This window comes from Natrarchaeobius halalkaliphilus (assembly GCF_003841485.1).
Classification (GTDB): domain Archaea; phylum Halobacteriota; class Halobacteria; order Halobacteriales; family Natrialbaceae; genus Natrarchaeobius; species Natrarchaeobius halalkaliphilus.
This window is the reverse complement of sequence record NZ_REFY01000002.1, coordinates 536,132-548,712: the sequence shown is the minus strand read 5'-3', so window position 1 is coordinate 548,712 and position 12,581 is coordinate 536,132. Positions and strand designations below refer to the sequence as shown.

Below are 12,581 nucleotides of genomic sequence, written 5' to 3'. Positions count from 1 at the left end.
TTGTCGTGATATATGTCTTCTCATAAATTGACGAAAAGAGACTCGATAGGAACGAGATCGCAGGAGAGAGAGAGATCTCTAGTCGAACGCGGACGACGGGTATCTTCGCTTGCAGGCTGTAGATCTATCCAGGTGATCGAAGTAGTCTCCCCGATGACCGAGAGCGACCCGACCGACGAAGTCAGATCGCTGGGAGTCGGAACGGCCAGTCGGCTCTTCGATGAGGCGACGTTTCCGGTGACGACGGCCGAACTCATAGCGGAGTTCGCGGACGTGACGATCAGCTACCCAGATCGCACCGATTCGCTGGAAGCCGTCCTCGAGACCTCCGGACACGAGACTTACGAGAGCCAGAGCGACCTCGAACTCGCGATCTTAAACGGGGTCCGTCGTGACGCCATCGGACGACCCCGGTACAGCGATCGTGGCGACAGTCCGAACGAACTCGAGTACGTCCGAAAGCAACAGTCGTTCTGATCGAGACGTTGCGCGCTCGCTCGAACAGTGAGGACCGAACCGTCGGTGCCACGAGGACTGATCGGAACGAACGAGACGGCAATCTCGTCGTCCCCGTTACCGTCGTCGGTGCCGTCGGGGATATCGTCGTCTTCCCCGCCGAGACAGCCTGCAAGACCAGCAACGCTCCCGACTCCGAGAAGTTTTATTGTACGACATCGATCGCATCGTGCTTACCTGGTATCGTCCACTCGTCGGGGTTCACGGTTGCGATATCTTCGAAGGTCAAGTATCCTGTCCGGGAACATCGCCGAGACAGTGTCGATCGCTACTGTTCATAGCGTGTGTCTGGTTCGCGGCTGGGCAGCCGGTCCCGGTCGTGTGGTGCCTCGAAGTCGAGATCCGGGCCGATCGACGTGATCTCCCCCTGAAAGTACCCTTCGTCCCTGATGTGATCCATCACGACGGTCTCGGCGACGCCGGGCGTCTGGTAGAGATCGCGCAGATATGGCCACAGGTTGTCGTACTGGTGGAGGTACTGTTTGTCGCACTTGAAGGCCGTGTGGTAGGCCGCGTCGAAGCGGATCAGCGTCGGAAACAGCCGAACGTCCGCCAGCGTCAGGCGATCGCCGGCGAGATACCGCCGGTCGGCCAGTACCTCGTCGTAGTGGTCAAGGCCGTCGAAAACGTCCCGGACAGCCTCGTCGTAGGCCCCCTGTGAGTCGGCGAATCCGGCGCGATAGACGCCGTTGTTGATCGAGTCGTAGACGTCGTCGATGATCCGGTCGATCTCGTCTCGATAGCCCTCGGGATACAGGTCAACTCCGTCGGCGTACTCGTCGAATTCGGTGGCGAACATCCGCATGATTTCGATCGATTCGTTGTTGACGATCGTTTCTTCCCGTTTGTCCCACAGTACCGGCACAGTAACGCGTCCGGTGAACTCTGGATCAGCGTTGACGTAGACTTCCCGGAGGTACTCGCAGCCGCTGACTGTGTCGGGGGTGCAACCGTTTTTTTCGGGCGTGAACTTCCAGCCGTCGTCCTCGCGCCACGGATCGACAATATCTATCGAGATGGCGTCCGTCAAACCGGTCAACTGGAGAGTGAGCGCGGTGCCGTGAGCCCACGGACAGTTTCGCGCGATGTACAGATGATACCGATCGTCCTCGGGCTGGAACCGTGCGTCGGATTCGTCGCGGATCCAGTCGCGAAACGAGGTCTCGACTCGGTCGAACGCTCCGTCTTCGTCGGTGTGCGGTTCGATGTCGGTCTTCCACTCACCATCGACGAGCATGTTTCGGCCCATAGAACGCAGTACGGACTGCTCACTCATAGATGCCACGCGAAACGTACCCCCTCGCCGGTGAGGATATGGAAGACGTCCCCGTTCCGCATCAAGATTCCACGGGCGGCCGCCTTCCCGTCGCCACGAATCTGTACAACGGCGTCGCGATTCCGAGCGCCAGAGATACCCGGAAACGAAGGCCAATCGAGGTACCTCCTAGAGGTTCTCTATCGAGAACCCAACCAGGACGAACGCGAACCGAATGACTGGATCCTGTGTCGTCGTTACCACCCGCACCTGGCGAAATACACGATCGCTCGTTTCGATCGCTGACCGGTTCCGAAGTAAGTCGAACGATCTCACCACTTTCCCGCGATCTCCGTCATCAGACCAACGCTTTCGCTACGGCTCTCACATCGGGTGGGAGTACCGTCTTTCTTGCTGTGACACGTGCATGTGGGAACTTTTCGCTGGGAATCCCACCTTTCATGAATGACTTCCGTATTACACTTCAAGACAGCGGAAATAAACGATCAATACGAGTGAATTAAGCTTTTTAACGCTTCGACTGATAGCCGCTGTAATGCCTTCAGATTCAGCGGACGAACAATCACAGGAACCGATTGAAATTTTGTTAGTTGAACCAAATCCCGGAGATAGTCGTCTCTTTACGGAATCGTTCAAAGATGCAAAAATAGTCAATAATCTCCACGTCGTCTCCGATGGTGAGGCCGCACTCGATTTCGTCAACCAGCGCGATGATTATGCAGATAGACCCCGCCCCGATCTGATCTTGCTTGAACCACGGTTACCCGGAAAGAGCGGTATGGAAGTCCTTGCCGAGTTGAACAACGAGCCAGCGTTCTCTGCGATCCCCATCGTCATCCTCACGAGTTCAGAGACGGAAGAAGACATCGCTAAATCGCATGGTCTCGACGCAGATCAATACATCCAGAAGCCGGTTGAACCGGATGAGTTTATCGACTTCGTCCAGTCAGTCGAGGAGTTCTGGCTTGCGATTGTTCACCAGTCAGCACCCAATAATTGATGAGTTCCCGACACTTCTCTTTACAACGGATATTTTCCACAGTTCTCAGACTGTATACTGATTCTCGTTACTGTTTGAATACATGTGTACGACGGATGATTCAGTAACCGCTACCCAAAATTTTCTTTCAGGATCGCTCTGTGTACCCTCTTATTCAGAACAACCCGCAACCTTTCGGCAGTTCCTGATTTATGTGGATCTCTCAGCAGAAGTGGCACCTATCCGAGGGCTGTAGAAATCATTCTCGAATCGGCGGAAGTGGGACCTGTCTGAGCCGGGATTTTCCATGACTCTCACAATCTAGTCGAACTCGTTTGGATCAGTCGACTTCGTGAGATACGCGTTCATGCTTACGTTATTACCCTTCGTAATATCCTCTGTTGCCTCGGAACCCGTGAGTACGATTGCAGGTATTCATCGGAGTTGTGGATCATCTCTGATCGTTTCATGAACGTCACACTCGTCCATCTCGGACAGATCTAAATTCAAGAGGACGCGATTTGGAAGCGATACCCGAATCAGCGGTACGTTCGAGTGGTGTCCGTTGACGAGCGGAAAAGTGTTTGTGTGATGATCTGGATTAACGACAGGGGTTACCACGTGGCCGTTGTTACGGTATGCATCCATGTTCGTGCGTACCGAGGTCCAGACGAAACATGGTGGACCTTACTATGAATGTCAACACCCAAACTGTCACGACCGAGGTAGCACTAGAACTGGTCACCGACCAGTGCAGACAACAGATCCTCCACCACCTCATCGAAAACGAAGATGGTGCCGTGGATATCGACGAGTTGGTGGATCGGATCAATAGCGCAAACGTACGTACAGAGCGGCCTCATCGATCTCCCTCTCACCTCAAGATGACATTGTACCACGCCCACCTTCCAAAGCTAGCGGAAGCAGGCGTTATTGATTATGATGCACAAAGTGATACTGTTCGGTATCACGCTACCACACGCGTAGAGAAACTCATTGCCTTCATCACCGACGAACTACGGTGACGGATCGTCGCGACTGATACGGTCTGCTGTAAGTCAGTACCGGCGTATCCGGAGACCGGGTGCCGGGTGCGCCGGTACTGACTTACAGCAGACGTGTGACACGTTCATTCCCGTCCATCTACGTCGACGGAGACCTCGATGTTCCCATTTGTCCAAACGGTTACTTCCACCCCTCGTACCGAAACGAGACGTGAAGCGTCCGTTGAGCGTCCGTTTCCGCCGCTGTCACGAGTCTATCTAGCGCGTCGGGATCTACCTGTTCGTACAACGGTGGTATCGAAAAGAGATCACGGTTCGTCGCCGCAGCAACCGCCTCGACGACAGCCACACTCGAGTGCTCTGACTCCATCCAATTACCGCGCACAGTTCCGACGGGTGGCTCAGAACTATGGGTCGTTTCTGTAATCGGTACATCCGTTCCCCCGGAAGTATCCTCCTCATTCATTGTATACACCTCTGGACAGTGCTCACCCTCCGGCTCTGGGTTATGGACACGCACTGACCACCGGGAGAGTGACCGTGGCAATCCGTATGCTAACATCGGTCATAATCATTTCGTGATCCGGCGGGTGACAGGAGTCTCTTCGCTCACGTCCGATTCCCATTGAGTTGCCACGTAAACATCGCTTTGAGGACGATAACTAAACTATTGGTCCCTCCAGACCCCCAGATTGCGGTCTCATCTTCCCGTTCCAGTTGGTTGTCGCCGGTTCCATCGGCGAGGACGCTTACGAGCGTTTTCTCGTTATCCACCATGAGCAGCCGTCCGGCAGGAGTATCCGACCAGACCCAGAGCGACTCGAACATTTCAGCTTCCGGAATCGCTTCACGAATGTCCTCCTGTATTGTCTGTTCCATCGTCCCCAATTTGATCGAAACGCCTCGCTCACTCGCTGCGCGCAAGCTGTCAATTGTATCCCCAGTAAGGAGGTCTCCAACGGTCATGTAGACCACTTCCTCGTCTGCGCTCTCGATAAAGTCGATCACTCTGGTTGCAACCGTCTTACGCCCCGTCACCGTCCAGACTCCGCGTTGTTCGTCCGAGCGCGCAACCGGCTCGAGTGAATCGAGTGCGGCAACGAGTTCACTAACCCGCTGTGAGTACTCCTGTTCGAAGATTCGTCCGGTGGTTTCCGACGAAATCACCCAGAACCGTTTGGGCGTGGACTGGTGGACATCGACCAGTCCTCGATCTTCCAGTTCGTTAACGGCATCGTAGACGCGCGTTCTGGGCACCTCTGAGATGTCACTCACGTCCTGTGCGGTTCCTTCCCCGAGTGTGGCGAGAGCGACAAACGTCCGAGCAGCGTACGCACTCAGTCCCACCGCTTCGAGCTGACTGATCGCGACTTTATATGGTTCATCTGATGGGTTTTCGTTCATGAGTACAGTTCGATGTTGCTGGCGGGGAATCTGCCTCGAGAGGTGGCACACAGCGCCAGCGTGGTTGGGACCTACTCTGTAACTGTGCGCCAGTACGAGGTTGGTGCCCGTGCCCTAAACACTTACTGTGATTATCTGGGTGAAGAATGGACTACAGAGCGAAACGCCGATTCTGGTGGTCGATTCTTTGACGGCTTTGTCACTCGACGAATCACAATCGAACTCATCCTGTCCTGCAGAGTTTTGAAAAATCACTGAACACCGTCTAATCCGATTGCGTAATCGAGAACTGACGTGTGAGTGAGGAGGGGAAACATCTTCCCGATAGAGCGCCACACGGTAGACGAGCTACCAGTAATTGGTAGCCCAGGTTGGGACCTATGGATGAACTTACAGATCAGCAACAGGCGGTCGAACTCCTCCAGCAGCTCGGGCTCAAAGAGTACGAGGCCAGGGCGTTCGTGGCGCTATCACGACTTCCACGAGGGACAGCCAAGGACATCAGTGAGATCTCCGAAGTCCCGCGAACTCGTGTGTACGACGCGATTCGCGTCTTAGAAACGAAAGGACTCGTGGAAGTCCAACACTCGAATCCTCAGCAGTTTCGCTCCGTCTCGTTCGCTGAAGCGACTGAAACGCTTCGGGACGAATACGAATCGCGAACCGAGTTATTACACGAGACGCTACAAGATCTCGAACCGGCGAACTTCGATAGTGACGCGGGGACCGCACACGAAGTGTGGGCATTATCCGGGAACGTTCCGATCACGAATCGGGCACACCAGTTACTCGATGAAGCCGAAAACGAACTCGTCTTCGTGATCGGACACGATTCTGTTGTCACCGACACCCTGTTCGACTCCCTCAAGGCGGCCCAGCAGCGTGGGGTCACGATCATCGTCGGCACGATATCCGGGACGTTACGCGAGCGCGTGCAGGACCGCCTTCCGAACGCGGAGGTGTTCGTCTCTGGCCTGGAATGGCTAAGCGGAGCAGCACTGACCGATGACGAGACGGAAATCAGCCGGATCCTGCTAGTAGATCGGAGTACGATCCTCGTGAGTTCGTTTCACGAGGCAGAGACGGGTGAACGGTCGCACGAACAGGCGGTGTTTGGTCGGGGATTCGATAACGGTCTCGTCGCAATCGTGCGTCGATTGATGGCAACTGGATTGGTTCCTCTCGACGATCCCGGAACTGCTGGTTCGGACCGTTCATAGGGAGCGAATCGACCGACCACATCTGACTGACTAACAGAGTCGCCTCGTGCTGGTTCACTAGACACTCTCTGGCCTTTTCGGATCAACGGACGGGTTTTCTCGGTACCGACTGAATCGACCAATAGTAGAACTGTCGGGTCGTAGCGCAGTGATGCCGGAACATTCAGACATCTGATCTACGAATTCCGCATAATATTGTAGTCGTTAGAACTTTCAGCCCAGAAAGCGTAGACTCCAGTAATGGACCACCTCGATGAGATCTCCATCGAAGAACTTCAAGACGCTCTCGACCGTGTTGACGGAAACAAGCCGACGAAACGGTTGTTGGCGGCAATTGCGTACAAAAACGGTGTCACACAGACTGAACTCGCTGAGTGGTACGGTACGGGTCGGAGAACGATCTACAGCTGGTTGATGCGACTCGACACGGACGAACCGCTCGAGCAAGCCGTCTCTGATGACAAGCGAACTGGAAGGAAACGGAAGCTCTCGGAAATACAGCAGCAAGAGTTCGAGGAAACTGTCCACGAACCACCGACCGAGATCGGTATCGACGCACCGGCGTGGACGCCGGCGCTGGTCCAAGATTTTCTCGAAGACACGTACGGCGTGACGTACTCTTATCCGAGTTGTCGTCGGTTGCTGAAAGAGGCGGGGCTGAGCTATCAAAAACCGCGGCGTTCAGACGTAGATGCCCACGAAGCGGAGCGAGGTGAGTTCAACGACGGCTTCAAAAAACGTGAACGGAGATGGACGTCACAGTAGTCTGCATCGATCAGACCAGAAACCTGTGCAAGTTGAGCCGGGTGCCGCGTGGTTTCCCCGCGACAGGCGGTCGGTCGTCGAGCCCTCCGAACAGCGCGGTTGGACGCGTCTGTTGAGCGCGCTCACGGGGATGACGATCGATTTTCGCCCGGCTCGAAGAGTACGTGACCGCAAAACACGCAAAACAGTTCATCGTACCGTTATGTGATGAATTCGAAGATGGCTCGATTACCGTACTTTTACGTGTCGGCCGCCACGGATCTGGCGGGACGACCTTACGTTCGTGGCGTTACCAGTGTACTCTCCCGTACTCACCCAAGTTAAAGAGTGCTGAAGATCGCTTCAAGCGGCTCTGAGCGATCGATTCTTTGACTCATTCGACGAGCTACCGACCGTGATCGATACAGCGTTCGACCAGCTTTCTGTCCCAGGAATGGGAGACCACTTCTAACGTCTATACAGTTCTTCGGTTTCGTCGTGGTCGTCGAGATGCTCGCGCTAGGCGCCGAGGGAGAGACACGATTTGATTCGTTGACCGTGTTATCTCTCCTGGACGGACTCGGGCGAGTCAAAGATGACTCGGCAGAATTCCTCGAGGCTGTATCGTTCTTCTTCACCCCGTTCGAGGTAATTGGTTTCCTGCTTCCGTAGCACCTTCCGACGCTCGAATTGCCCTCGCACACCAGGGTAGACTATTGTAAGCCATTGCCGGTGGGACCGCGGCCCGTCTGCGGTCCCACCGGTAAATCGGTACAATAGACCGTATCAAACGATGGTCATCTACCGAGCAACCGCGCGAGGATACCACTGGATTCAGTACCGCTCTCATTCTCATGGTCTCCGTCCCCGTCTCCTAACTGAGAAACACCGTCGCCTGTTTCTCCAGCACCACCGTTCAACAGTTCCTCAACCGGGTATCCGATCCACTCTGCAAAGTCGTCTGGGGCTCCGATGTAGACGCTGGATCCGGACTTGTCGGACATAAACCGTTTCGGGAGACGCTTCTCGTAGTCGTATACTTCGTACTCTTCCCGGTCGAAGTCTGCGGTGATCGCACTGGGTTCGGGCTCGAAGGAGACCCGGCCGCCCTGGATATCACGCTGCCATTTTATCCGGCCCGTGTCGTACGTTTTTTCGGCTGGTTCCTCAGCAGGGAAGTACTCCGGTTGGTCTCGGTCGGCTTCCTCGTAGAAATCCCGAACGATACGGCGCACGTCTTCGATAGTACCGGTACCGTCGGTCCACGGTTGCTCGGTGAGCATCCGTCGAGCGACGTAACTAAAGATCGGGTTCTGTCGCTCTAACACGGCCGCGAGGTCTTCTTGAGCTTCCTGGAATCCCGGATCTTCTGGGTTCGACGGGAACGAGACGTCCATACTCAGGATCTTCATTCGGTTCCGGAACTCCGACTTGGGTAGCGCGTCGTTCGTCGTGAAGATCAAGCACGGCTGGTCAACGCTGGTCGGTGTCCAGTCCCCCCAGTAGTTCCGGATCGGACTCCAGTTCTGGATTTTGCGTTTCTCGGCGTCGATGATGGCGTACGGGAAGCACGTATCCCATTCGCGGATGCCGCGGATCTCACCGACTCCGACGTCGTCCGCATCCACGCCGGAGATGACCGTGTTATCGGAGATGAGTCGAAGGATGTATTCGGTGAGTTTGTCTTTACCGGCGTCGCTTTTCCCTTCGATATAGAGGTGTTGAAGAACGTTATCCAGTGTCCGTGACGGCGAGGAGAGTGCCTCGGCGTACTGGTTAGCGAATGGAGCCCAGAACCCGTAGAGGAACGCCTCGTACATTTGTGCCATTACTGCGGTTTCAGACTGCGTGTAACCGTGGTTCTCGACAGTCTCGATGTAGTTCTCGATCGTTTCGAGGCAGTGGTTCAGAACCTCAGGCGTTGGTTCGTCAGTGGCAACCAGAATCATCTCGTCGTCTTCGCCGATCACGACTTGCTCTGCCTCTGGCAGGACAGACATCGTCGGGATCGCTGTAGATTCTTTCACCTGGTTGTTGTACGCGCTCAACGGTGCGGTGATACTGTGATCCTCAACGGTCGCGCCACGGTCACGGAGGCTAACTCCGAACTCATCAGCTGTGGCCTTATCCACTTTGCTCGTTCCCATCCGGATCTTCTCATCCGGTGCTTTGACCCGTGGGCGATCGAGTGTCTCAGTTAGGTTCGTTTCGTGATCGGATTCCACGAGCCCGAAATCTGGTGACTCGTTACCGTCGTCTGACTCGGTTGTTCCGTCATCGCTTGTTGATTCCTCTGGCCCGACGATGGTTCGGTCTGCGTTCTCGGGTTCCTCGATGAACGCGACCGTCTCGTCGGCGTTTTTCGGATCATCAACGACGGCAGTGACTCGGTCCGCGGCGTCTTTCAGGTCCTCTACAGCATCTTGATTCAGTGCGGCCGTGTCGCTCACGTCGAGATCTCCGACTCCGACCCAGTACTCGATGTGATTTTCTCGTTCTTCGGTCGAATCAGCCTCTTCAAGCGCTTCAACGAGTCCTTCGAGGAGCGTCTGGTCGCTGTACGCTTCCCGATACTGGTCGATAAACTTCTCAAACTCTTCATCTAGCTCGGTTCCCACATCGGTTGTAAACACAGATATCTGGTTCGTGTGGTACTCCCAAGAGTTCCGCGAGAGATTTGCGGAACCGTGGACGAGCCTCACCGTGTCGTCTGGCATCACGATCCGGTAAATCTTCGAGTGAACGGTCTTCTGGTTTTTCAATCGAACCGTGAGCCGACCATCCTGGCGAAGCTGCACCAGTGAGCGCGCCGTCGAAACTTCGTTGACTCGGTCAGCGTAATCGTCGGAGTTGCCAATAAGAACGTCCAACGAGCCGATCTCGTACTCGGTTAGCATCTCCACCAGTAACTCAGGAGTTTCCGCGTAGGTCACTGCATCAACGTGACGCGCGCCCTCGAATAAGTCAAGGAAGTCACGACGGTCCTTTACCATCGCCAGGCGATACGTTGCCGCGCCCGACCCGTAGAACTCCGGCATATCGACGAACTCTTCAAACGAGATTGTCGACGTAAATCCATCCATATACAGTAAAACATTTAATATGTAATAAACCCGTTCAAAGTCCCTAACCAGTTTCCGCTAATCGACCGCTCATCGAAGTCGACTCGTCCCACCCGGAAGTGCTTCCCAGCTTTCGACGTTGCCGTGAGTACGGGTGGAGATGTCCTGTGAGGGCCGAATCCATATATCCCCTGACGGAAATTATATCGGAATTCCCAGACGAAGACGACCTTCGTACAACAACCGAGTGGGTTCTACGGTCCTGATCCTCTACCCAAAATTATGTCCGCTCAGCACAACGCTTGAAACGCCCAAGAAAGCACGATTACAGACCGTACGTAGTTCGTATGGGTTGAGGCGGGTCTCGCTCGAAGTTCGAACGAGGTCTTCGCGGCCGGTTTCAGGTACTACCGGCACTCATTCGGGGTCCGTGAGAATCCATGAACGCCAACCACGAGAGTCTCGAACCGATCGGTTCCTGATTCCGCGGGTGCCGCCCGAGGGTCGCGCGCTTCGTCTCCTCGTTGACGGACTCGTCGGCGTTACTCTCTCAGTTCGATGCGCGTTTCGATGGCTTCGGTGACGTCCATACTCGATCACTCACCGTCTCCCCTCAATGCAGGTGGCTTGCGTGCTACGATTCGATCTTCTCGATGATCTCACGCGCTTGCTCCTCGGCCTTCTCCTCGCCGACGTTCTTTTTAATCAGCACACTCGTAACCTCCCAATCGTCGCTCCCCTCCAGCTCCCCGGTACGCACCTCGCTGCCCACTGAGACCGACTCCGCCGGATCGTCCGCCCAGTCCGGCGTTCGAATCTCGTCGTATCTATCGGGATCACGAAACAGGACATGAATGTACTCGTCTTCCGATTCCACGCTGTCGACGTCTGGAATCTCAGCCATATCAGACAATACCCCTGCACCGTGCCTAAATTCCGACCCTGAATGTGCCTCATCGCGGGCAAATCACTGTTTCATCGTGATTCATCGTTTCGCCGACCCGATTCCGTTCAGAAGTACTTCCGGACCGGTGCCGGAGTTTCACCCGAGGTGTCCCGTGAACCAATCGGAAGCATGATCGGCGACCATCTCGAGTTCTCCTGGTTCCTCGAAGAGGTGGCCCGCACCTTCCACGACCCGGAGGTCTTTCTCACACGAGAGCTTAGCGTGGACCTCTCGATTCAGTTCGAATACCGACTCGTCTTCGCCGCCGACGATCAGCAGTGTCGGTGCCGTCACGGCGTCAACAACTTCGGACGCCATATCGACACGTCCACCGCGCGAAACCACCGCATCAATTTCCGTAACCGGGCGCGCCGCTCCACGGAGGGCCGACGCAGCTCCTGTACTGGCGCCGAAATAACCGATCGAGTGATCACTTGTTTCCGCTTGGTCGCGGACCCATTCGGTCGTCTCGACGAGTCGATCCGTTAGCAGCGGAATGTCGAATCGATTCTCCCGATCCTGGTCTTCGATCTCGGTGAGCAAGTCGAACAGGAGCGTGCCGAGACCGTGTTCACGCAATGTCTCCGCGACGAGGTTGTTTCACGAACTATGTCTGCTGCTGCCACTACCGTGAGCGAAGAGGACGAGTCCGGCTGATTCCGTCGGAACCGACAGCTCCCCCTCGAGTGCCACGTCTTCCACTGGAATCTCGGTCACGGTATGTGTTCCGTCAGCGCTCATACACAGTAGTTCAGTACGTAGTAGGTTGATTGTTTGGGAAGAAGCAGTGGTTAGATCTAGGAGTATACCATATAGTGGGTGTCATAGAACGGTTCGCATACCTTCCATAAGGACCTCTCTGCCGTCCCGTAACTCGTCAGGAGTAGGAACGCCAGTGGATTGAGGCAGATTTGAACCTCGCCGAGACGTGCTCGCTCACAGTGTTCGCTGTGCGCGACTCGTCTGGTTCAAATCTCCGACCATTTTTGACGACACGGACTCCTCGCTACGCTCGTCGTCGTTGTGTCGTCAAAAATGGGTTGAGGCAGATTTGAACTGCCGACTTCCTCCGTGTGAAGGAGGTATCATAACCAGACTAGATCACCAACCCGCACGGTGACGTTCCGGTGCGTCGGACTTAAGCGTTCCTTTCGCCGGTCGACTCTCGAGTCGAACGCACGGCCGGAACTCGCTCTCGAAGTCCCCCGATGGTTCCCCGCGTCCGTTCCTCGAGACCGGCGACCTCGCTTCGAACCGCCTCGAGTCGACTCTGTTCCGGCTCGGGTTCGTTGCCGAGTCGTTCGCGCACCCGCTTGATGGCCGGCTCGAGCTGAGATTCGACGCCGAGTTTCGCGTGCTCACCCGCCCGTTTGAGGTAGTACAGACTGTCGTGGAAGTGTTTGTTCATCGTCTCTCGGAGAGAGGAAGGT

The 12,581-nt window shown here is 55.4% G+C and carries 10 protein-coding genes, 1 tRNA gene and 3 pseudogenes; 5 read left to right on the top strand and 9 right to left on the bottom strand.

Translation table 11 applies throughout. From position 1 onward, the window contains the following. Positions 1-153 precede the first annotated feature (153 nt). The gene (locus EA462_RS06280; RefSeq protein ID WP_124177701.1) at positions 154-477 is read left to right on the top strand and encodes a DUF5789 family protein; all 324 of its coding nucleotides are present in this window, start codon (positions 154-156) and stop codon (positions 475-477) included. A gap of 307 nt (positions 478-784) precedes the next feature. Here the strand turns inward: EA462_RS06280 and EA462_RS06275 are convergent, their stop codons facing one another. Both EA462_RS06275 and EA462_RS06270 read right to left on the bottom strand, forming a co-directional pair. Then, positions 785-1,765 (bottom strand): glutathione S-transferase family protein, encoded by a 981-nt coding sequence (locus EA462_RS06275; RefSeq protein WP_124177830.1) that lies wholly within the window; start codon positions 1,763-1,765, stop codon positions 785-787. 198 nt (positions 1,766-1,963) lie between these two features. Next, positions 1,964-2,131 (bottom strand): annotated as a pseudogene (locus EA462_RS06270) (ISH3 family transposase); the annotation flags it as partial. 196 nt (positions 2,132-2,327) lie between these two features. Between EA462_RS06270 and EA462_RS06265 the strand changes: the two are divergent. Together EA462_RS06265 and EA462_RS06260 are read left to right on the top strand one after the other, a co-directional pair. After that, a complete protein-coding gene (locus tag EA462_RS06265) occupies positions 2,328-2,792 on the top strand; it encodes a response regulator (protein ID WP_124177700.1) in 465 nt (154 codons plus the stop codon). Between the two features lie 656 nt (positions 2,793-3,448). Beyond that, the gene (locus EA462_RS06260; RefSeq protein ID WP_124177699.1) at positions 3,449-3,796 is read left to right on the top strand and encodes a DUF7344 domain-containing protein; all 348 of its coding nucleotides are present in this window, start codon (positions 3,449-3,451) and stop codon (positions 3,794-3,796) included. A gap of 160 nt (positions 3,797-3,956) precedes the next feature. On the opposite strand, the gene EA462_RS06255 is transcribed toward EA462_RS06260, so the two are convergent. Together EA462_RS06255 and EA462_RS06250 are read right to left on the bottom strand one after the other, a co-directional pair. After that, a complete protein-coding gene (locus tag EA462_RS06255; RefSeq protein ID WP_124177698.1) occupies positions 3,957-4,145 on the bottom strand; it encodes a HalOD1 output domain-containing protein in 189 nt (62 codons plus the stop codon). A 239-nt stretch (positions 4,146-4,384) separates the two neighbouring features. Beyond that, on the bottom strand, positions 4,385-5,122 hold the full coding sequence (locus EA462_RS06250; protein ID WP_243641374.1) for a TrmB family transcriptional regulator: 738 nt from the start codon (positions 5,120-5,122) through the stop codon (positions 4,385-4,387). A 437-nt stretch (positions 5,123-5,559) separates the two neighbouring features. On the opposite strand from EA462_RS06250, the gene EA462_RS06245 reads away from it, so the two are divergent. Further along, on the top strand, positions 5,560-6,399 hold the full coding sequence (locus EA462_RS06245) for a TrmB family transcriptional regulator (protein ID WP_124177696.1): 840 nt from the start codon (positions 5,560-5,562) through the stop codon (positions 6,397-6,399). 240 nt (positions 6,400-6,639) lie between these two features. Beyond that, a pseudogene (locus tag EA462_RS06240) lies at positions 6,640-7,615 on the top strand (IS630 family transposase). Positions 7,616-7,940: 325 nt separating this feature from the next. On the opposite strand, the gene EA462_RS06235 reads toward EA462_RS06240, so the two are convergent. The 5 genes and pseudogenes from EA462_RS06235 to EA462_RS06215 all read right to left on the bottom strand — a co-directional run bounded on the left by EA462_RS06235 (position 7,941) and on the right by EA462_RS06215 (position 12,559). Continuing rightward, positions 7,941-10,226: a phospholipase D family protein gene (locus EA462_RS06235; RefSeq protein ID WP_124177695.1), complete on the bottom strand. Its 2,286-nt coding sequence runs from the start codon at positions 10,224-10,226 to the stop codon at positions 7,941-7,943. 613 nt (positions 10,227-10,839) lie between these two features. Then, complete coding sequence (locus EA462_RS06230) at positions 10,840-11,109, bottom strand: hypothetical protein (protein WP_124177694.1); 270 nt, start codon at positions 11,107-11,109, stop codon at positions 10,840-10,842. 138 nt (positions 11,110-11,247) lie between these two features. Further along, positions 11,248-11,892: pseudogene (locus tag EA462_RS06225) on the bottom strand (dienelactone hydrolase family protein). A gap of 295 nt (positions 11,893-12,187) precedes the next feature. Beyond that, positions 12,188-12,262: transfer RNA gene (locus tag EA462_RS06220), tRNA-Val, on the bottom strand. 27 nt (positions 12,263-12,289) lie between these two features. Beyond that, on the bottom strand, positions 12,290-12,559 hold the full coding sequence (locus tag EA462_RS06215; RefSeq protein WP_124177693.1) for a DUF7553 family protein: 270 nt from the start codon (positions 12,557-12,559) through the stop codon (positions 12,290-12,292). Positions 12,560-12,581 lie beyond the last annotated feature (22 nt).

What these genes read in the sequence shown, in the direction of transcription:
- EA462_RS06280 (WP_124177701.1), top strand. Translation starts at nt 154, where the DNA reads ATGACCGAGAGCGACCCGACCGACGAAGTCAGATCGCTGGGAGTCGGA.
- EA462_RS06275 (WP_124177830.1), bottom strand. Translation starts at nt 1,765, where the DNA reads ATGGGCCGAAACATGCTCGTCGATGGTGAGTGGAAGACCGACATCGAA.
- EA462_RS06265 (WP_124177700.1), top strand. Translation starts at nt 2,328, where the DNA reads ATGCCTTCAGATTCAGCGGACGAACAATCACAGGAACCGATTGAAATT.
- EA462_RS06260 (WP_124177699.1), top strand. Translation starts at nt 3,449, where the DNA reads ATGGTGGACCTTACTATGAATGTCAACACCCAAACTGTCACGACCGAG.
- EA462_RS06255 (WP_124177698.1), bottom strand. Translation starts at nt 4,145, where the DNA reads ATGGAGTCAGAGCACTCGAGTGTGGCTGTCGTCGAGGCGGTTGCTGCG.
- EA462_RS06245 (WP_124177696.1), top strand. Translation starts at nt 5,560, where the DNA reads ATGGATGAACTTACAGATCAGCAACAGGCGGTCGAACTCCTCCAGCAG.
- EA462_RS06235 (WP_124177695.1), bottom strand. Translation starts at nt 10,226, where the DNA reads ATGGATGGATTTACGTCGACAATCTCGTTTGAAGAGTTCGTCGATATG.
- EA462_RS06230 (WP_124177694.1), bottom strand. Translation starts at nt 11,109, where the DNA reads ATGGCTGAGATTCCAGACGTCGACAGCGTGGAATCGGAAGACGAGTAC.
- EA462_RS06215 (WP_124177693.1), bottom strand. Translation starts at nt 12,559, where the DNA reads ATGAACAAACACTTCCACGACAGTCTGTACTACCTCAAACGGGCGGGT.